The following is a 19,016-nucleotide window of genomic DNA, read 5'->3' as shown; positions in this document are numbered from 1 at the left end:
TCACCTTGAGAAGAGCGTGATGGGGTTGACGACGTCCGCGGCGATCGTCAGCAGCGTGAACGCGCCACCGATCAGGATCACTGCGTACGTGAAGGGCATCAGTTTGAGGTAGTCCACCCGGCCGGGGTCGGCCCGGCCGATCCGCGCGTAGACCCAGGAGCGGGCCCGTTCGAACCAGGCGATGGCGATGTGGCCGCCGTCCACCGGGAGCAGCGGCAGCAGGTTGAACACGCCGATGAAGAAGTTCAGCGACACGAAGAGCATGAAGAAGACCAGCCAGGCGTTGTTCTCCACGGCCTCGCCGCCGAGTCGACTGGCGCCGACCACGCTGATCGGGGTGTCGATGTCCCGCTCGCCGCCGGTGAGGGCGGTCCAGAGGGCGGGGACCTTCTGCGGGAGGCGCTGCAACGCCTGGGCGGTGCCGACGGCCAACTGACCGGTGAAGTCGGCGGTGGCGCCGAAGGCGCCGATCGGCCCGTACGTCACGCGGGTGGGCGTGGTGGGGACGAGGCCGACGCCGAGGGCGGCCACCGGCGCGGCGGCACCGGTCGGGTTGTCCAGCGGCGGACGCTGGGTCTGCGCGAGCACCGTGCTGGTGCTTGCCGTCTGCCCGTCGCGGACGTACTGGATCTGCGCGGTCTCTCCCGGCTTGAGCGCGCGCAGTTTGGTGAGCAGATCGCCGTAGGAGCCGATCGGGGTGCCGTTGATCGAGGTGATCCGGTCACCGTTGCGCAGTTGCGCCTGGGCGGCCGGGCTGGCCGCGTCGGCGGGCGTGCACGCGCGCACGGCGTTCTCCGGCACTACACACGGGCTGAGCTGGATGACCGCGGGCTCCTCGCGGGCCTGCGTGTCGGTCGTCGGGAAGTCCGGGTTGGGCAGGCCGGCGGAGACGGCGAGGATCCAGATCGTGACGAGGGCGAGCGCGAAGTGCGTGATCGACCCGGCGGCCATCACGATCGTCCGCTTCCAGACCGGGTAGCGCCACATCACCCGCGACTCGTCACCGGGCTCGACGTCGTCGTCTTGCGGAGTCATCCCGACGATCTTGCAGAAGCCGCCGAGGGGGATGCCCTTGAGGCCGTACTCGGTCTCACCCCGCTGGAACGACCAGATGGTGGGGCCGAAGCCGACGAAGTACTTCGTGACCTTCATCCCGAACGCCTTGGCGGTCAGCAGGTGACCCGCCTCGTGAAGGCTCACCGAGATGAGGATGGCCAGGGCGAAGAGGACCACCCCGAGCAGGTACGACATCAAGCTCCTTCCACCGAACCCGCGATGATCTCCTGCGCATGCGCGCGCGCCCACGACTCGGCCGCGAGCACGTCCTCGACGGTACCTGGTTCGTCGAAGTCTGGAGCGTCCTCCAACACGCGTTCCAGGGTGTCGACGATGCCGAGGAACGGCAGCCGGCCCGCCACGAACGCCGCCACGCACTCCTCGTTGGCCGCGTTGTAGATCGCCGGACGGCAGCGCCCGGCTTCCCCGGCGGCCTTGGCCAGCGCGACGGCCGGGAACGCCTCGTCGTCGAGCGGCGCGAACTCCCAGGTGTGCGCGGCCGTCCAGTCGACGGCGGAGGCGGCCTCGGGCACCCGGTCCGGCCAGCCGATACCCAACGCGATCGGCAGCCGCATGTCCGGTGGGCTGGCCTGGGCGATCGTCGAACCGTCGACGAACTCGACCATCGAGTGGATCACCGACTGCGGGTGCACCATGACGGTGATGTCGGCGTAGGGCACGTCGAACAGCTCGTGCGCCTCGATCACCTCAAGAGCCTTGTTGACCATGGTCGCCGAGTTGATCGTGACGACCGGCCCCATGTTCCAGGTCGGGTGTGCGAGCGCCTGCTCGGGTGTGACCTGCGTCAACTCGTCACGGCCGCGGCCCCGGAACGGGCCGCCGCTGGCCGTGACGATCAGCCGACGCACCTCGCCGCGCGTCCCGGAGCGCAGGCACTGGGCCAGCGCCGAGTGCTCCGAGTCGACCGGGACGATCTGCCCCGGCCGCGTCACCGCAGCCTTGACCAAGGGGCCGCCGGCCACGAGCGACTCCTTGTTGGCCAACGCGAGGGTACGACCACCACGCAGCGCGGCCAGCGTAGGAGCGAGGCCCAGCGAACCGACCACCCCGTTGAGCACGACGTCGCACGGCCACTGCGCCAGCTCGGTCATCGCGTCGGGGCCGGCCACGATCTTGGGAAGCTTGAAGTCGCCGGTGGCCCAACCGCGCCGGCTCGCCTCGGCGTAGAACGCGAGCTGGAGGTCCTGTGCGGCGGACGCCTTGGCCACCCCGACCGCCTCGACGCCCAACTCCAGGGCCTGCGCGGCGAGCAGCTCGACGTTGCCGCCGCCCGCACCGACCGCGACCACCCGGAACCGGTCGGGGTTGCGCCGGACGATGTCGATGGCCTGCGTGCCGATCGAGCCGGTGGACCCGAGCAGGACGAGGTCGCGGGGGGAAGTCACGCGGCCATTGTTCCCCACCCCCGCTGCACGCCCGCTGGGAGCCTCAGCCCTCGCCGTCCGGTGGCGATGATCGACTCGGGTTCAAGGAAGTCGGGGTGTCCGCCGCAGCTGGACACCCCGACTTCATGGAAACCGTGTTGATCAAGCGGGGGACTAGCCGCCGTTGATGACGAACTGCGAACCGGGCTGGATGACGATGTTGCCGTCGCCCGAGTTCGTGATGGTCACGTTGGTCAGGTTGGCGTTGCCGCGCGCGCCGCTCATCGCGAGGATGCCGGCACCATTGTTGGACTTGTCGATCCGCACATTGGTGATGGCGACGTTCGGCATGTTGCCGCCGCCGTTCTTGAACTGGATGCCGTCGTACGTCGAGTCGTAGATGTCGGTGTCCCGGATCGTGACCCCGACGATGTCCCGGGTGGCCGGGAAGAGCGTGATGGCACCGAACTCCTGGTCCTCGTTCCAGAAGACACCACCGGCCCGGTAGAGCCCGTTGTTGGCGATCAGCGTCGTCCCGGAGAAGGGCAGCGGGTCGTGGTCGGTCGCCAGCATGATGCCCGGGTAGTTCATCGTGTCGTAGATCAGGTTGTTCTCGATCGAGTTGTCGTAGCCGCCGTAGATGGCGATGCCGTTCGCCCGCCAGGGCAACTGGATGGTGTTGTTGACGAAGTGGTTGTCGTGGGCGATGTCGACGTTGCGGTCCTTGACGTACGGGTTGGCCCAGACGGCGAGGGCGTCGTCACCGGTGGTGCGGAAGGACGAGTTGAACACCCGCGAGTTGCGCGTGCCGTTGCTGAAGTTGATGCCGTCGGCGTAGGTGTCACGGATCCGCATGCCGGTGAACTCCAGCCCGTCGGCCGGCCCCCAGAGGTCGGGGATGTTGTCGTAGTCGCGGCCGACCCAGACACCCACGTTGGCGTGCTCGATCCAGACGTTGCTGATTCGGGTGCCCGTACCGAAGCGACCGTTCAGACCGACGCCACCCTCGGCGTTGCCGTCACCGCCCCGGATCCGGCCCGAACCGAAGATGGCGATGTCGGAGATCTGGGTGTTCTTGTCGATGTCGAAGCCGAAGTTGCCCTCGTGCGGGTGGTTGATGCCGCCCACCACGTTCTGCGGCTCGGTCAGCGTGTAGAGCTGCGAGTGCCACATCCCGGCGCCCCGGATGGTGACGTTGCTGATGCCGACCTGGTTGTGCGTACCCCGGTTCTGCGGGTCGTCGGTCAGGATCTTCTGCTCCTGACGCCACTGCCCGGCGGGGATCCAGACGCAGCTGATGACGCCGTTCTGGTCGTCGGTCACCGCCCGCTGGATGGCGGCGGTGTCGTCGAGTCCGTCGTTCGGGACCGCACCGTACGACGTGATGGAGGTGCAGCCGGCCGGCTGGCTCGCCGCCGGTGCCACCTGCTCCAGGTCGATCATGTCGATGATGTAGAACGAGGCGTTGTCGCCCGAGTCGCGCTGCAACTTGAAGCGGGTGCCCGCCGGGTACGACTGCGACAGCAACGCGTTCGACTCGTCGAACAGCCGTCGGGCGTCGGCCTGCGGGGTGTTGGTCAGCGCCTCCGGCCCGTCGGTGTTCCCGTAGAGCCAGCTGTGCCGCGACGACAGGGTCAGCTTCCGGGAGAAGACGTCGTTGACGTAGAGGCTGATGGTCGCCTCGATACCGCCACCACCAGGCGCGTCCGGGATGGAGTTACGTACCACGATGGAGTTGGCCTGGTTGGCCGAGGTGAACTCGACGAACTGGCCGGTGCTGTTGAGTCGTACCGACTTGCGGCCCGAGGACTCGGTGGCGAAGTTGGTGTGGCCGAAGGTGCGCAGCGGGTCGGGCTCCAGCAGCGTGCCCTGGTAACGGCCGGCCTCCGCCTCGTAGGAGACGTACGGGACGGCCGCCCCACGCCCGACCACGATGGCCTGGCTGAACGCGTTGTTGGTCTCGTTGGTCTCGGTGACCGCGTTGGTGGCGTCGGCGGTGGCGGTGATGGTGGCGCCGCCGCTGGTGGCGGTCCAACTGCCGGTGACGGCCACGTTGACCGTCGCGCCGGCCGCGATCGAGGCGGTGTTGGTGTTGAGCGTGGTGCTGCCCACCACCAACCGGGTGACGGTGGTCGCGCCGGTCGCGGTGGTGCCGCGGTTGCGGACCGCCACGGTGAAGGTGACGGACGCCCCGACGGCCGGGTTCGGCGGGTTGGAGGCGATGCTCAGCACCTGCAGGTCAGGCCCGGGAGCCTGCGCGACCACCAGCGGCGACGGTGCGGTGAAGCTGTTGTTGCCGTTGTTCTGCTCGACGATCGTGTTCGTCGGGTCCACCACCGCCGAGACGGCGTAGCTGCCCATCGGTCGCGTACCGGCGTTGAACGACACGGTGGTCGAGGCGCCCGCGCTGAGCGCGCCCACCGTGGCGCTGCCGACGACCGCTCCGGCCAGGCTGAAGTTCACCGTGGTGGCGCCGGCAGCCGCCGAGCCGATGTTCTGGACCACGGCCGAGAGCGTGACCGGGCTTACCTCGCTGGGCGAGGTGGGCGACCAGGTCACCGAGCTGACGACCAGGTCCGGATTGGGTGCCGGGATGCCGCACACCTCGAACTCGGCCACCTGACCGGACGGGGCGCCGGTGTTGCCGGTGAACCGCAGTTGCACGTCCGCCGTGGTCGCGGTGACCGGGATGCTCACCACGTTGGTGCCCTGGACGAACTGGTAGCTCGCCGCCGACACCAGACTGGTGTACGAGGATGACGCCTGGTCGCGGCCGAGAACCTGGATGGTCTGGGTACGGGTGCCCCAGGCCGGGTCCGGGTTCAGCTTGACGGTGACGCCGCTGATGGAGTGGTTCGCGCCCAGCGCCACGGTCAGGTTCTGCGGGTAGCTCGCCGCGCCTTCCCAGTAGGTGGTGAGCTGACCGTCGTTCGCCTTGTCCGGGGTGAAGCTGAAGGTCGAGCCGCTCGCCGTCATGCTCTTGCCCTGCGCCACGTTGGTGCAGGCCGGAGGCTGGGTGCCGGTCCGGGTCACCGTGTTGCTGTTGCCGGACAGGTTGCCGGCGCCGTCGCGGGCGCGGACGTAGTACGACACGGTCGCCGTCGCCGGCTGGGTGTCCTGGTAGGTGAGGACGGTGCCCAGGGTCGCGATCAGGTTGCCGCCACGGTAGACGTCGTAGCCGGCCAGGCCGCTGCCACCGGAATCGGTGGAGGCGCCCCAGTTGAGCGTGATCGTGCTGCCCGACGTGCTGTGCGACAGCGTCCCCGGGACGCTCGGCGCCGTGGTGTCACCGCTGCCGGTGCGGGTCACCGTGTTGCTGTTGCCGGAGACGTTGCCCGCGACGTCACGGGCCCGGACGTGGTACGAGACGGTCGCCGTGGCTGGCTGCGTGTCGTTGAAGGTGGTCACGTTCCCGATGGACTGCAGGAACGCGCCGTTGCGATAGACGTCGTAGCCGGCGATGCCGCTGCCGCCCGCGTTGTCGGTCGACGCGACCCAGTTGAGGCTGATGGTGGTGCCCGACTGGGTGAACGAGAGGTTGCCCGGCACGCTCGGCGCGGTGGTGTCCGGAGTGGTGCCGCCGCTGCCGTACACCTCCAGCTCGGACAGTTGCCCGGCCGGCCAGCCGCTGTTGGCGGTGATGTTGATCCGCACGTAGCGGGTAGCGGTCTGGCTGACGTTGATCGTGACCGTGCTGCCGCTCGCCGGATTGAAGGTGTACGTCTGCGACCCGACCAGGTCGGTGAACGACGAACCGTTGGCGCTGCCCTGCACGCTCAACGTCTGCGTACGGGTCCCCCAACCGGAGGTCGGCAGCTTCAACACGAGCTGGTTGACGCTCTGCGATGAGCCGAGGTCGACCTGCACCCACTCCGGGAACGAGTTGTTGACGCTCTCCCAGTAGCTGCCGGCGTTGCCGTCGACGACCTTCGACGAGTCGTAGACGTCGGCGTGGCCGCTCTCCTGGGTGGGGCGGCCCTGAGCGAGGTTGGTGGCGGCCGGGGCGAAGCCGCTGCTCGGCGCGGCTGCCGCATCGGCGGGGCGGGCGGCACCGGCCGGGTTCGCGAGGGCGGTCGCCCCGGCCGTGGCGATCAGCGTGGCCGCGGCGGTGGCCGCCACCATCCTGAACAGATTCGTTCGTCTCATCACTGTCCTTGTCGTCGGGGGACGGTTGCCGCGGCGGCTTGACCACGGGGTGGGGTGTGCGGCGGTGCGTCGCCGGCCGACGGGAGCGGGCCGGTGTCGAGGCGTCCCGAGGAGACGAGGTGCGGGCGGCGCGGGGGCACCGCTCGACCCGGGGACACCAGATGGGTACGACCATCAACGGGCCTCCCCAGGAGGCCCGTTGAATCTTCCGGGAGCATGCGCGAAATCGTGCACGCCTTTGTCGAAATCTTGCGTGACTTTGACCAAAGGTTACTGACGTGCTACGGGAGCGTCAACACTTCGACCGTGGTGATTATTGATGGACATGCCCACCCTGGGGCCGCCGCCCCGCGTCTGGATCCGCACAGTTTTCGGGGAAGGTGCCGCCTCCCGACGAGCGGAGGCCACACCTTCCCCGAAGTTGCGCGGATCTTGCGTCAGGTCATCCTGGAACGGTCACGCGTCTGGCGCCGCCAGGACGAAGGTCTCCAGGTCCTCGCCGCCGTACCAGTCGGTGCGCCGGCCCACGTGCGCCATGCCGAGTCGCCGGCAGACCGCCATCGACGGCTCGTTGCCCGGCGACACGACCGCGTAGATCTCCGAGGTGCCGGCGGCGAACTCCCGCCCAATGACCGCACGGGCGGCCTCGGTGGCGTAGCCGTGACCCCACGAATCCGGGTGCAGGTGCCAGCCCACCTCGATGTCGTCGGTACGCCGCGCCTCGTCCCGCCCCGGCAGCGGCTTGAGCAGCACCGTGCCCGCCACCAGGCCGGTGTCCCGCACCTCGATCGCCCAGGTGCCGTACCGGCCATGGTCGGCGGCATGCCGTTCGCGCCAGATCCGCAGACGGTCGGCGGCCTGCCCCGGGTCGGTCAACGGCAGCCCGGGTGCCACGCCCAGCCATCGCGTGATCTCGGGGCGGGAGTAGATGTCGTAAATCCGGGCCAGATCGGCCGGATCGGCGGTCCAATCACGCAGGATCAGGCGTTCGGTGGTGAGAACAGTCATGACCGGCGATCTTAAGGAGTGACGGCCCCGACGACAGGGAAAGAGATCCCGATGGGCAATGGATGGCATCGGGCGAAGCGGATCACCAGCGCCGCGTTCCGCCCGGTGCGCGGGCGGGACCTGTCGCTGCACGCCGCCGCGATCACCTTCTACGGGGCGATCGCGGTGGTGCCGGTCGCCCTGCTGGCGATCTGGCTCACCGCACTGCTGGCCGGGGCCGACCGCGTACGCCGGCTCACCTCGTACGCCGTCGAGGCCCTGCCCACCGCGATCGGCGCGCCCCGGGCGGTGGACGCGCTGGTCAACGCCGGGGTGGAGTTGACCCCGCTGCTGGCGCTGGCCGCACTGCTGCCCGCGTCGCTGTACGGCGAGGGTCTGCGTCGGGCATTCGTCTCGGTGGCCGCTTCCCGCTCCGACGAGCACCTGGTCGGCTGGCGGGGCCGGCTGCTCCTGCTGCCGCTGCTCGCGCCGGCCCCCGCGCTGCTGCTGTCGATCCTGCTGGCGCTGCCGCTCACCACCCGTCTCGTACGGCAGGGCGGCTGGCTCGGCGTACTGGGCGTGGTGCTGTCGTTCCTGGGGGTCTGGCTGGTGCTCACGCCGGTGCTGATGTGGGTGTTCCGGGTGGTCGGGCCGGCCTCGCCGGACTGGCTCTCCACGCTCGCGATCGGGTCGTTCACCGCGGCGAACCTCTCCGGCTTCCTGCACGGCTTCGTGCTGTTCGCCTCGCTCCCGTTGAACCTGGGGGTGCCGTTCGGTGGCTTCGACGAGATCGGCGGCGGCGTGGCCGTACTCCTCTGGCTCTACCTGTTCCACGTGATCGTCCTGGCCGGCTACTCCGCCACCCTGGCTCTCTCCCGTTGGCGCGCCCACCGCACCACCCCCCAGCCGAGTTGATCAAGAGGTTTGCGTCACCGAAAGCGCCTCCCATGACGCAAACCTCTTGATCACCAGGCGAGGGCCGGGCCGGGCCGGGGGCGGGCATGGGGCGGGGGTGCGGACTAGGCTGCGGCGGCATGAGCAGTGAGATTCCGGCTCGGGCCGACGTCGTGATCGTCGGTGCCGGGCACAACGGCCTGGTCTCCGCAGTCCTGCTGGCCCGCGCCGGCCTGGACGTCCTGGTGCTGGAGGCCGCCGACGTGATCGGCGGCGCGACCCGCACCGAGAACCCGTTCCCGAAGGTGCCGGGGCTGCGGCACTCCACCGGCTCGTACCTGCTCGGGCTGATGCCGCCGGAGTTGCTCGCCACGCTCGACGTGCGGATCCCGGTGCTGCGCCGCGACCCGCACTACTTCCTACCCACGCCGGGCGGCCTCGGCTCGCCGTACCTGCTCTTCGGCAGTGACACCGCCGCCACCCGGGCGCAGCTCGCCGAGTTCTTCTCTCCCGCTGACGTGGCCGCCGACGATGCCATGCAGGCCGAGTTGGCCGCGCTGCGCGAAGACCTCGCCCCGGCCTGGCTGGCGGAGCCGCTGAGCGCCGAGGAGACCGCCGAGCGGCACGTCCGGCCGGCGCTGCGGCAGGTCTTCGTCGACCTCGTCCAGGGCTCGGTAGCCGACTACCTGGCCCGGTTCGAGTTCCGCTCCGAGCTGCTGGTCAGCATGTACGCGGTCACCGACGGGCTGTCCGGGCTCAACGCCGGCCCGGACGACCCCGGCACCGGTCACAACTTCCTGGTTCACAACATGTGCCGGCTACCCGGCTCGGACGGCACCTGGATGATCGCCGAAGGCGGGATGGGCACCGTCTCGCGCACGTTCGCCGAGGCCGCACGCGCCGCCGGGGCGACAATTCTGACCGGTACGCCGGTGCGCGCGGTGACCCTGGACGGCGGCGCGGCGAGCGGAGTGGTGCTGGCCGACGGGCGGCAGGTCGCCGCCCGGGTGGTGCTCGGCGCGTGTGACCCGTACAGGCTGATCGACCTCTTGCCCGACGGTGCGCTCCCGGCGCCGCTCGGCGAACGGATGGCGGCGGTCCGCCGCCCCGGCACCACCCTCAAGCTCAACCTGGCGCTCACCGGGCTGCCGCAGTTCTCCTGCCTGCCGGTCGGCACACCGAGCCCGTTCGGCTCGACCATCCACCTGCTGCCCGGGTCCGCGTCGCTGGTCGGCGGTGAGGCAACCTCGCCGATGACCGCGCTGCGCGCGATGTGGGCGGATGTGCAGGCCGGGCTGCTGCCGGCGGAGCCCACCATCGAGTGGTACCTGCACACCACCGTCGACCCGTCGCTCTCCGACGCCGCCGGGCACCACTCGTCGGCGCTCTTCGTCCAGTCGGTCCCCTACGAGCTGGCCGGCACCACCTGGGACGCGGCGCTGCCCGCTTACGTCGACCGGCTCATCGAGATCGTCGAGCGGTACGCGCCCGGCACCGGCGACCTGATCGCCGACGCGGTGCCACTGCCCCCGCCCGGCATCGAGGAGCACTTCGGCATCACCGGCGGGCACATCCACCACGTCGACAACACGGTCTCGTTCACCGACCGGATGCCCTATGCCACCGGAATCGACGGCGTGTACGCCGGCAGCGCCGGCTGCCACCCGGCCGGCAGCGTGATCGGCGCAGCCGGCCACAACGCCGCCCGCCGAATCCTGTCGGACCTGGGCCGCCAACCCCGTTGATCATGAAGTTATCGCCTGCCGTGGCGGCGAGTCACGACAATAACTTCATGATCGACGACGGGGGTCAGATCACGGCCTCGCCGGCGGGGGCGGGGGTTTCCGCGTCGACCCGGTGGGCGCGGACCTTGTGGCCGACGCTCGTCAGGCACCGACCGCTGGGCAGGTCGAACTTCCAGCCGTGCAGCTGGCAGGTCAACTGGTCACCGTCGACGATGCCGAACCGGGTCAGGTCCGCCTTCAGGTGCGGGCAGCGCCGCTGCACCACCCAGTCGCCCAGGGTGACGTCCTCGGCGTCGGTGGAGCGCTCATGCTCGTCGTACCAGCCCTCGGCGTACTGGAGTCGCTCCTCCGAGAGGCACTTGAAGAACGCGTAGACGAACTCGTTGTACTGGCCGATCCGGGCCGCCGAGAACCGGCAGGACAGGAAGAGCGAGTTGACCCAGTCGACCTCGTCGATGAAGAGCAGATGCTCGATCAACGACCGTTCGGTACGGAACCGGTAGCGCACCTTCTCGTCGGCGTACGGCCGGACCTCCTTGCCCGGGAAGTCCACCACGATCGACTCGACGCTCTCGCCGTCGTAACCCACCAGGTCGAAACGGACCGGACCGCCGACGCCCTTGGCCAGGTAGATCGACTCGTCGAGGAGCGGCTCGATCCGGCGCTTCATCTGGCCGAGCACGTCCACCTCGGGGTGCCGCCAGGACGCCTTCTCCGCCTCGATGACGGGGCGCTTACGCTCCCGCATCTCCTCCAGGTGAGCGACCTTGTTCGCGAAGAACTCCTCCACCGGCACCGGGTGAGTGGTGGTCGCGCCCTCGGTGGTGACCTCGGCGACGCTGCCCGGCAGCAGCACGATGCCGTTGGTGCCGCCGACCTTCGCGTACTCCGACAGGAAGACGGACTGGTCGGGGAAGATGTTGCCCTCGTCGCCGTGGATGTCGTTGAACTGCCACAGGGAGTCGTCGAGGAAGCACGGCGGGCCGGCGATCGGGAAGACGTGCGACGCCTTCAGGTCGTCGATGTAGCGCCAGGTCCGGTCGAACTGCCGGTCGCGCTTCTGCTTACCGAACGCGGTCTTCGCCGCCTGCGGCAGCTCGTAGACCATCGGGTACCAGATCGCCCCGGAGAACTGGAGCATATGTGCGTGCACGTGCCCCAACTCGGCGAAGACGCCCAGGTCGGTGGGGCGGGCGTCGTTCTGGTTGAGCAGCCGCACCCCGTCGTACTCGACCCAGAGCGAGGAATCGCCGATCGGCCCGTCGGTCGGGCTGGTCAACGCCTGAATCATGATCTTCAGGCCGCCGGGCAGCTCCACCACCTGCTCGTTGGGCGCCTTCCGGAACTTGGTGAAGCCCAGCGCCCGGAACTCGTCCTCCATCTCCGAGGTGGGGAACTCCGGGAGCAGGACGGTGGCGTCCTTGGAGACGAAGTCCCGCAGGTGCTTCGCGTCGAAGTGGTCCCGGTGCAGGTGGGAGACGTACAGGTAGTCGACCTGACCCAGCGTCTCCCAGTCGAGCAGGGAATTGTCGGGGAACGGGAACCACGACGCGAAGTAGGCCGGGTTGACCCACGGGTCGCACAGGATGCTGCCCGCGGCCGTGTCGATCCGCATGCTGGCGTGCCCGGTTCCGGTCACTCGCACCGCACAGTCCCCCTCAAACAGACAATCAGGTGTACGCCAAACGCTACCGGAGTGAGTCTGACCGCCGCCCCGCGACGCCCGTAGTGCCGTTCGACCCAGGTGGGCAGGGCCGAACGCCGGGAAACCCCCACCCCGCCGCACCGAGCAGGAGGCGTGCCAGACTAACCAAAGATCCGATCGCGAGGGAAGGACCGACAGTGGCAGGAAGCGAGCCGGTAACGTCGCCAGACCAGCACAAGCCCGGGCACCGCAAGGCCGGGCAGATCGGCGCGGTGCTGTCCGCACTGGCGCTGCTGGCGATGATCTGCGGCAACCACGAGGGCAAGGTCGAGGACATCTGGCTGATCGGCCTGGCCGCACTGCTGCTGATCATTGTGATCGGCGACGTCGTGCTGCGGCGCAACGGTCTGCGCTCCTGACCCGACCGACCGCCGGACGACCGACCGACAACGCCGAGGGCCCGCCCCCACCCGGGGGACGGGCCCTCGTCCGTACGCGTCGGGTCAGCGCCCGAAGAGGATGTCCTGCACGTCCTTGAGCGCGGCGTCGACCTCAGCCTCGAAGTAGCCACCGGGCACCAGGCCGAACCGGAGCGTGTCCAGGTCCTTCGGGTCGACCGGCATCGGGTTGCGGCGCTGCATGCCGCCGAGCAGGGTGTCGAAGAACCGGTCCACCTGGTCGGGGTCGTACCCGCTGCCGAACCGACGCACCTGGAAGCTACGGCGGATCTGGTCGACCCGGTACAGGTCACTGCCGGGCGGACCGGCCATCGGCGGGCCACCCATCGGCGGGCCACCCATCGGCGGGCCGGCCACAGCGGGCGGACCGGCCATCGGCGGGCCACCGATGCCCTGCTGCGGAGGCGGACCGGCCGGGCCACGGCGCATGTCGCGCAGGTCCCGCTCCGGCATCCGGATCTCGGCCGTCATGTCGGCGCGGCCGTGCCGCCCGGCCTCGAAGCCGTCGAAGCGCGGCTCCTCCGGCGGATAGCCGCCGGGCGAGCGCTGGTCGTCGGGGCCGTACCCACCGCGCTGGTCATCCGGGCCGTACCCACCAGGCGAGCGCTGGTCATCCGGGGGGCCGTAACCCGTGGGGCCGGCCGGCAGGCCGCGCTGCGGAACCCCGTGGCCACCCATCGGCCCAGGGCCCATCGGGCCGCCGGGGCCCATCGGGCCAGGGCCGCCCGGACCTCGCGGCGCGTCGTAACCGCCGCGGGGAGCGTCGTACCCACCGGCGAAGGCACCGGTCGGCTCGTCGTAACGGCCGTAGCGGTCGGCGGGCGGACCGGCCTGCGCGGGCATCGGCCGGGGCGGCATCGGCTGCGGAACCATGCCCCGGTCGTCGCGCATCGGCGGCCCCATCCGGTCCGGTGGGCCCATCCGGTCAGCCATTCGGGGGTCGCCGGGGCGCGCGGCGCTGTTGCGCTCCTCCAACTCGGCCAACTGCCGCTCGACCCGGTCCAGGTGCAGGTCGACCTGCCACTCGTCGTAGCCGTTGAACCGGACCCGGAAGACGACGTCGTGGACCTCCTGGGAGGCCACCGGCGCGCCGACCTGTCGGCCGTCGAGTGTCGCCTCGACCCGGTCGAGGAAGGCATCCACCTCGTCGACCTTGTATCCCCGGCGGAGCGCCTTGCGCCGGAAACGCTGACCCTGACTCGCCACTATGTCTCCTGGTCTCGTTCGCCACGCCCGGTCACGCCGGTGCCTCTCCGGCGCGGTCGGTGTTGGTGTCGTTGTCCTGGGCGGCGGCGAGCTGGCCACATGCGCCGTCGATCTCGCGACCTCGGGTGTCTCGTACTGTCGTGGACACCCCGGCGTCGCGCAACCGCCGGACGAACTCCCGCTCAACCGGCTTCGGGCTCGCGTCCCAGCGGCTGCCCGGCGTCGGATTGAGCGGGATGAGGTTCACGTGGGCCAATTTGCCGGCCAGCAGCCGCCCAAGCAGGTCGGCTCGCCACGGCTGGTCGTTCACGTCCTTGATCATCGCGTACTCGATCGACACGCGACGGCCCGTCCGGGCGGCGTAGTCCCACGCTGCGTCCAGCACCTCGGCTACCTTCCAGCGCTGGTTTACCGGCACGAGTTCGTCGCGCAGATCATCATCGGGCGCGTGCAACGACAGCGCAAGGGTCACAGAGAGGTCTTCGCTGGCCAGTCGGCGGATGGCCGGAACCAGGCCGACCGTGGAAACGGTGATGTGCCGCTGGGACAGGCCGAGCCCTTCCGGAGCCGGGCTGACCAGGCGACGGATGGCGGCGATGACCCGGGAGTAGTTGGCCATTGGCTCGCCCATGCCCATGAAGACGACGCGCGACAGCCGCGGCGGGGAGCCGGCGACCACGCCGGAGGCCGCCACCCCGGCCATGTAGACCGCCTGGTCGACGATCTCGGCCGTGGACAGGTTGCGGGTCAGCCCGGCCTGGCCGGTCGCGCAGAACGGGCAGGCCATGCCACAGCCCGCCTGGCTGGAAATGCAGACGGTCACCCGGTCCGGGTAGCCCATCAGCACGCTCTCCACCAGCGCACCGTCGTGCAGCCGCCACAGCGCCTTGCGGGTCGCGCCGTCGTCACACGCGAGCTCGCGCACCGGGGTGAGCAGCGTGGGGAGCAGTTGGCTGGACAGCCGTTCCCGGGTCGCCGCAGGCAGGTCGGTCATGGCCTGCGGGTCGCGGACCAGCCGCCCGAAGTAGTGGTTCGAGACCTGCTTGGCGCGGAATGCCGGCTCACCCAACTCGGTGACCAGCGCCTGGCGGCCGGCCAGGTCCAGGTCAGCGAGGTGCTGAGGGGGCATGGAGGCCCGGCGCGCGGCGGGGGCGACCGAGATGGCGGGGATCAAGGGCAAGCTCGTCATGGCTGGTCCAGTGTGTCACGCCGTCGGCGACAGGTGCTGGTCCGGAGGTGTCGAACGGGCCGCGACCGTCGGAGTCGGATGACCGGGACGCCGTGATTCATACCTCAGTTCACCACCGGCACGAAGACCGCCAGCAGCAGGTAGGCGGTCGGCACCGCGAACAGGATCGAGTCCAGTCGGTCCATCAGACCGCCGTGGCCGGGCAGCAGGTTGCTCATGTCCTTGACACCGAGATCCCGCTTGATCATCGACTCGGCCAGGTCGCCGAGGACCGCCGCGCAGGAGACGGCCACCCCGAACAGCGCACCCCACCAGGGGGCCACCTCGAACATCAGCCACAGCAGCAGCGCGCTGCCCAAAGCCGCCGCGGTGACCGAGCCGGCGAAACCCTCCCAGGACTTCTTCGGGCTGATCGACGGGGCCATCGGGTGTCGACCGAAGGTGACGCCGGCCGCGTACCCGCCGGTGTCGGAGAGGACCACCGCGATCAGGGTGGCCAGGATGCGTAGCCGACCGTCGTCGGGGGCCGCCGCCAGCAGCGCCGCGAACCCGCCGAGGAACGGCACGTAGACGGCGATCAGGGTGGCCGCGGTGAGATCCCGCTGGAAGCCGGCCGGACCGTCACCCAGCCGCCAGATCATGGTGCCCAGCACGGTGACCAGCAGCCCCAGGCTGAGCGCGTCCGGACCGGCGAACCAGGCCAGACCCACGGTCAGCACGCCACCGGCGATCAACGGCACCAGTGGTGGGTGGGCGCCGCTGCGCCGGACCGCCCGGGCCATCTCCCAGATGCCGATCGCGATCGCGAGGGCGATCACCGGCAGGAACGCCAACGGGTAGAAGACCAGCGGCACCACGATCAGCGCGCCGAGGCCGAGCCCCACCCCGATCGCCGCCGGGAGGTTACGGCCGGCCCGTCCGTTGCCCAACTGCTGGGTGGCGGGTCGATCGGCGCTGGCCCGGCGTCGACCTCTCGACCGTCGACCGGTCGCCGCAGCATCGTCCGGCGCCAGCTCGGCCCGAACGGGCGCGAGCTGCTCGGTCGGATAACCGGGGTCGTCGAGGCGGGCGGGCAAGTCTCGGGCCGGGTGCTCCGGGCCGTTGAAACGGGCGGGCTCGTCAAAGCGCCCTCGGTCCGGGCCGTCGAACCGGGCCGGACCGTCGGCGGTGTCGGGCAGGCGGTCGGCGTACTGGTCGCCGCGACCCAGATCGTCGTACCGGCCGGGCTGGTTGCGGTCCTCCTCGTACCGGTCGCGGTCGTCGAAACGATCGTGCCGGTCGCGGTCGTCGAAGCGGTCCCGGTCGTCCGGACGGACCGCCCGGCCATTCTCGTCGTACGGGTCCGTCGGGCGTGGGTCGGCGTACGGCCGGGTGTGCGGGTCGGCGTACAGCTCAGGGCCGGCAGCCGGACGGCGGCTCCACTGGCCGGCATCCAGGTCCTGATCGGGCCAGGGCAGTGTCACAGGGCTCTCCGGACGGTCCCAGCCGCGAGGCTCGTTGCCGTAGGGGTCGGGGTGGGACATCACGCACCGCAACGGGGCACGAGAACCACCACATGACGCAAGACCACAAGCATCCCCTACACGTGCGATGTTCCTCCGATTGACCGCCCCGACGGTCGGTCGATTCCCGGTGTTCACCGTCCGGTGGCCGGGAATCCTGCCGAGCCTACTGCACCCGCCGCGCGGGCACGGCGGACGAGGCACGGCGACGGACGTCGCCCAGGCCACCGGCCCACGCTGCCCGACGCGTACACCGGTGAGCAGGTGGCCGAGACGACCGGCAGCATCCGGATAACGGCACGAGGCCCGGCCCCCGCGTGGGGGCCGGGCCTCGGAGCATCTCACCCGGCAAGCGGGCGGACGATCACACCTCGAGCAGCTCGGTCTCCTTGTGCTTGACCAGGTCGTCGATGCTGGCCACGTAGCGCTGGGTCAGGTCGTCGAGTTCCTTCTCGGCGCGGCGACCGTCGTCCTCGCCAGCCTCGCCGTCCTTGACGATCCGATCCAGTTCTTCCTTGCCACGGCGGCGGACGTTACGGATCGCCACCTTGGCTTCCTCGCCCTTGTGCCGGGCCACCTTGATCATGTCGCGGCGGCGCTCCTCGGTCATCTGCGGAAGCAGGATGCGCAGCTGAGTGCCCTCGTTGTTCGGGTTCACCCCGAGGTCCGAGTCGCGGATCGCCTTCTCCATCGCATTGATCTGCGAGTTGTCGTACGGCTTGATGATGGCCATCCGCGGCTCAGGGATCGCGATGGACGCCATCTGCGTCAGCGGCGTGGGCGTGCCGTAGTAGTCGATGATGACCTTCGAGAACATGGCGGGGTTGGCGCGACCGGTGCGGATGGCGCCGAACTCCTCCTTGGCGTGCTCAACCGCACGCTCCATCTTCTCCTCGGCCTCGAGGAGGGTGTCGTCGATCACCGGTCTCCTCGCCTCCTTCTGTGCTCGTCGTGGGCTCTGCTGAAAGTCGTCAGACCACCGCTGTCGTCGCCGTTGGCGGGACTCAGGCGGTGATCAGGGTGCCGATCTTGTCGCCACCCACCGCGCGGATGATGGTGTCGTCACCCTGCGCACCGAAGACCAGCATCGGCAGGCCGTTCTCCATGCAGAGGCTGAATGCCGCCGCGTCGGCCACCCGCAGGTTGCGGCGCAGCGCCTCGGAGAAGGTGATCGAGTCGAGCTTGCTGGCGGTGGGGTCGATCCGGGGGTCGGCGGTGTAGACGCCGTCCACGCCGTTCTTGCTCATCAGCACCACGTCGGCACGGATTTCCAGAGCCCGCTGGGCGGCCACCGTGTCGGTGGAGAAGTACGGCATCCCGGCGCCGGCGCCGAAGATGACCACACGGCCCTTCTCCAGGTGCCGGATCGCCCGCAGCGGAATGTACGGCTCGGCGACCTGGGCCATGGTGATGGCGCTCTGCACCCGGGTCTCGATGCCTTCCTTCTCCAGGAAGTCCTGAAGCGCGAGGCAGTTCATCACGGTGCCGAGCATGCCCATGTAGTCGGCGCGGGCCCGGTCCATTCCGCGCTTCTGCAGCTCCGCGCCGCGGAAAAAGTTGCCGCCGCCAACCACGACGGAGACCTGCACGCCGCGGCGGACCACGGTGGCGATCTGCCGGGCGATGGCCTGGACGACGTCCGGGTCGACGCCGATCGCGCCGCCACCGAACACCTCACCGGAGAGCTTCAGGACCACCCGCCGGGCACGCCCCAGCGGCGGTGCCGTCGGATCGTCCACCGCCAGCGTTCGGTCACTCACAACCTGCGTCATCCGCCCCGCCCTTCCCCACGCGCACGCCCCGTGCGGCGCGTACCGCGAACCTGCCGCTGCCGACCCTATGTGACGAGGAGGCCGCGGTGCCTGACACGTACACCGGCGGCCTCCTCATCGACGTCTCCTGCCCACGGGCGCCCGCGGCGCCCGGTGGCGGCTCAGGCCTGGCCGACCTCGAACCGCACGAAGCGGGTGATCTCGATGCCGGCCTCGGCCAGCAGCTGCTTCACCGACTTCTTGTTGTCAGACACGGACGACTGCTCGATCAGGACGTAGTCCTTGAAGAAGGAGTTCACCCGACCCTCGATGATCTTCGGCAGGGCCGCCTCGGGCTTGTTCTCCTCGCGGGCGGTCTGCTCGGCGATGCGCCGCTCGGACTCGACGACCTCAGCCGGAACCTCGTCCCGGGTGAGGTACTTCGGCCGCATCGCGGCGATCTGCATGGCCACACCACGGGCATCGGCGTCGCCCGCCTCGTCGGTCTTGCCGGTGTACGACACCAGCACACCAACGGCCGGCGGAAGGTCCTGGGCCTTGCGGTGCAGGTAGACGGCGGTGGTGCCCTCGACCCGGGCGAACCGGTTGAGCACCAGCTTCTCGCCGATCTTGGCGGACTGCTCCTGGATCAGGTCCGCGACGACCTTGCCGTCGAGCTCGGTGGCGAGCAGCTCCTCGGCGCTGTTCACGCCGGCGCGCTCGCCGTGCTCGACCAGCTGCTGGGCCAACGCGATGAACGACTCGGTCTTGGCGACGAAGTCGGTCTCGCAGTTGACCTCGAGCAGCGCCTTGCCGGAGTGGGCGACCAGCCCGTTGGCGGCCGTACGGCCGGCCCGCTTGCCGACGTCCTTGGCGCCCTTGACGCGCAGGATCTCGATGGCCTTGTCGAAGTCGCCCTCGGCCTCGGTCAGCGCCTTCTTGCTGTCCATCATGCCGGCGCCGGTGAGGTCGCGGAGCTTCTTGACGTCCGCGGCGGTGATTTGGGACATGGCTCTCTCTTCGATGTTGAGGCGGCGTGTGGATGGTCAGAG

Annotated in this window: 14 protein-coding genes; 3 read left to right on the top strand and 11 right to left on the bottom strand. The window is 69.9% G+C overall.

Annotated features, from left to right (window positions below):
- The 4 genes from PCA76_RS07115 to PCA76_RS07100 all read right to left on the bottom strand — a co-directional run bounded on the left by PCA76_RS07115 (position 1) and on the right by PCA76_RS07100 (position 7,595).
- Positions 1-1,251 carry a M50 family metallopeptidase gene (locus PCA76_RS07115; RefSeq protein WP_272616182.1) on the bottom strand — a complete coding sequence of 417 codons (1,251 nt, stop codon included), beginning with the start codon at positions 1,249-1,251 and terminating at the stop codon, positions 1-3.
- A complete protein-coding gene (gene dxr / locus PCA76_RS07110; RefSeq protein WP_272616180.1) occupies positions 1,251-2,462 on the bottom strand; it encodes a 1-deoxy-D-xylulose-5-phosphate reductoisomerase in 1,212 nt (403 codons plus the stop codon). Before dxr ends, PCA76_RS07115 begins: the two co-directional genes overlap by 1 nt.
- A gap of 153 nt (positions 2,463-2,615) precedes the next feature.
- The gene (locus PCA76_RS07105; RefSeq protein ID WP_272616178.1) at positions 2,616-6,587 is read right to left on the bottom strand and encodes a CARDB domain-containing protein; all 3,972 of its coding nucleotides are present in this window, start codon (positions 6,585-6,587) and stop codon (positions 2,616-2,618) included.
- Positions 6,588-7,043: 456 nt separating this feature from the next.
- Positions 7,044-7,595 carry a GNAT family N-acetyltransferase gene (locus PCA76_RS07100; protein WP_272616176.1) on the bottom strand — a complete coding sequence of 184 codons (552 nt, stop codon included), beginning with the start codon at positions 7,593-7,595 and terminating at the stop codon, positions 7,044-7,046.
- Between the two features lie 51 nt (positions 7,596-7,646).
- On the opposite strand from PCA76_RS07100, the gene PCA76_RS07095 reads away from it, so the two are divergent.
- Together PCA76_RS07095 and PCA76_RS07090 are read left to right on the top strand one after the other, a co-directional pair.
- On the top strand, positions 7,647-8,489 hold the full coding sequence (locus PCA76_RS07095) for a YhjD/YihY/BrkB family envelope integrity protein (protein ID WP_272616174.1): 843 nt from the start codon (positions 7,647-7,649) through the stop codon (positions 8,487-8,489).
- Between the two features lie 119 nt (positions 8,490-8,608).
- The gene (locus PCA76_RS07090; protein WP_272616172.1) at positions 8,609-10,213 is read left to right on the top strand and encodes a phytoene desaturase family protein; all 1,605 of its coding nucleotides are present in this window, start codon (positions 8,609-8,611) and stop codon (positions 10,211-10,213) included.
- A gap of 64 nt (positions 10,214-10,277) precedes the next feature.
- Here the strand turns inward: PCA76_RS07090 and PCA76_RS07085 are convergent, their stop codons facing one another.
- Positions 10,278-11,858 carry a Rieske 2Fe-2S domain-containing protein gene (locus PCA76_RS07085; RefSeq protein ID WP_272616170.1) on the bottom strand — a complete coding sequence of 527 codons (1,581 nt, stop codon included), beginning with the start codon at positions 11,856-11,858 and terminating at the stop codon, positions 10,278-10,280.
- A 197-nt stretch (positions 11,859-12,055) separates the two neighbouring features.
- Between PCA76_RS07085 and PCA76_RS07080 the strand changes: the two genes are divergently transcribed.
- Entirely contained in the window at positions 12,056-12,277 is a 222-nt protein-coding gene (locus PCA76_RS07080) for a DUF2631 domain-containing protein (protein ID WP_272616168.1), read from the top strand.
- 84 nt (positions 12,278-12,361) lie between these two features.
- Here the strand turns inward: PCA76_RS07080 and PCA76_RS07075 are convergent, their stop codons facing one another.
- The 6 genes from PCA76_RS07075 to tsf form a co-directional block, all read right to left on the bottom strand.
- Complete coding sequence (locus tag PCA76_RS07075) at positions 12,362-13,522, bottom strand: DivIVA domain-containing protein (protein ID WP_272616166.1); 1,161 nt, start codon at positions 13,520-13,522, stop codon at positions 12,362-12,364.
- A gap of 31 nt (positions 13,523-13,553) precedes the next feature.
- Complete coding sequence (gene rlmN / locus PCA76_RS07070; RefSeq protein WP_272616164.1) at positions 13,554-14,711, bottom strand: 23S rRNA (adenine(2503)-C(2))-methyltransferase RlmN; 1,158 nt, start codon at positions 14,709-14,711, stop codon at positions 13,554-13,556.
- A gap of 104 nt (positions 14,712-14,815) precedes the next feature.
- Positions 14,816-16,234: a phosphatidate cytidylyltransferase gene (locus PCA76_RS07065; RefSeq protein ID WP_272616162.1), complete on the bottom strand. Its 1,419-nt coding sequence runs from the start codon at positions 16,232-16,234 to the stop codon at positions 14,816-14,818.
- A 343-nt stretch (positions 16,235-16,577) separates the two neighbouring features.
- Positions 16,578-17,135 (bottom strand): ribosome recycling factor, encoded by a 558-nt coding sequence (frr, locus tag PCA76_RS07060; RefSeq protein ID WP_272616161.1) that lies wholly within the window; start codon positions 17,133-17,135, stop codon positions 16,578-16,580.
- Positions 17,136-17,217: 82 nt separating this feature from the next.
- On the bottom strand, positions 17,218-17,985 hold the full coding sequence (pyrH, locus tag PCA76_RS07055; RefSeq protein WP_247667234.1) for a UMP kinase: 768 nt from the start codon (positions 17,983-17,985) through the stop codon (positions 17,218-17,220).
- 161 nt (positions 17,986-18,146) lie between these two features.
- A complete protein-coding gene (gene tsf, locus PCA76_RS07050) occupies positions 18,147-18,974 on the bottom strand; it encodes a translation elongation factor Ts (RefSeq protein ID WP_272616160.1) in 828 nt (275 codons plus the stop codon).
- Between the last annotated feature and the right edge of the window lie 42 nt (positions 18,975-19,016).

It is taken from the genome of Micromonospora sp. LH3U1 (assembly GCF_028475105.1).
Lineage (GTDB): Bacteria > Actinomycetota > Actinomycetes > Mycobacteriales > Micromonosporaceae > Micromonospora.
This window is presented reverse-complemented; position numbering and strand designations above follow the sequence as displayed.

What these genes read in the sequence shown, in the direction of transcription:
- PCA76_RS07115 (WP_272616182.1), bottom strand. Translation starts at nt 1,251, where the DNA reads ATGTCGTACCTGCTCGGGGTGGTCCTCTTCGCCCTGGCCATCCTCATC.
- PCA76_RS07105 (WP_272616178.1), bottom strand. Translation starts at nt 6,587, where the DNA reads ATGAGACGAACGAATCTGTTCAGGATGGTGGCGGCCACCGCCGCGGCC.
- PCA76_RS07100 (WP_272616176.1), bottom strand. Translation starts at nt 7,595, where the DNA reads ATGACTGTTCTCACCACCGAACGCCTGATCCTGCGTGATTGGACCGCC.
- PCA76_RS07095 (WP_272616174.1), top strand. Translation starts at nt 7,647, where the DNA reads ATGGGCAATGGATGGCATCGGGCGAAGCGGATCACCAGCGCCGCGTTC.
- PCA76_RS07090 (WP_272616172.1), top strand. Translation starts at nt 8,609, where the DNA reads ATGAGCAGTGAGATTCCGGCTCGGGCCGACGTCGTGATCGTCGGTGCC.
- rlmN (WP_272616164.1), bottom strand. Translation starts at nt 14,711, where the DNA reads ATGACGAGCTTGCCCTTGATCCCCGCCATCTCGGTCGCCCCCGCCGCG.
- PCA76_RS07065 (WP_272616162.1), bottom strand. Translation starts at nt 16,234, where the DNA reads ATGTCCCACCCCGACCCCTACGGCAACGAGCCTCGCGGCTGGGACCGT.
- pyrH (WP_247667234.1), bottom strand. Translation starts at nt 17,985, where the DNA reads ATGACGCAGGTTGTGAGTGACCGAACGCTGGCGGTGGACGATCCGACG.
- tsf (WP_272616160.1), bottom strand. Translation starts at nt 18,974, where the DNA reads ATGTCCCAAATCACCGCCGCGGACGTCAAGAAGCTCCGCGACCTCACC.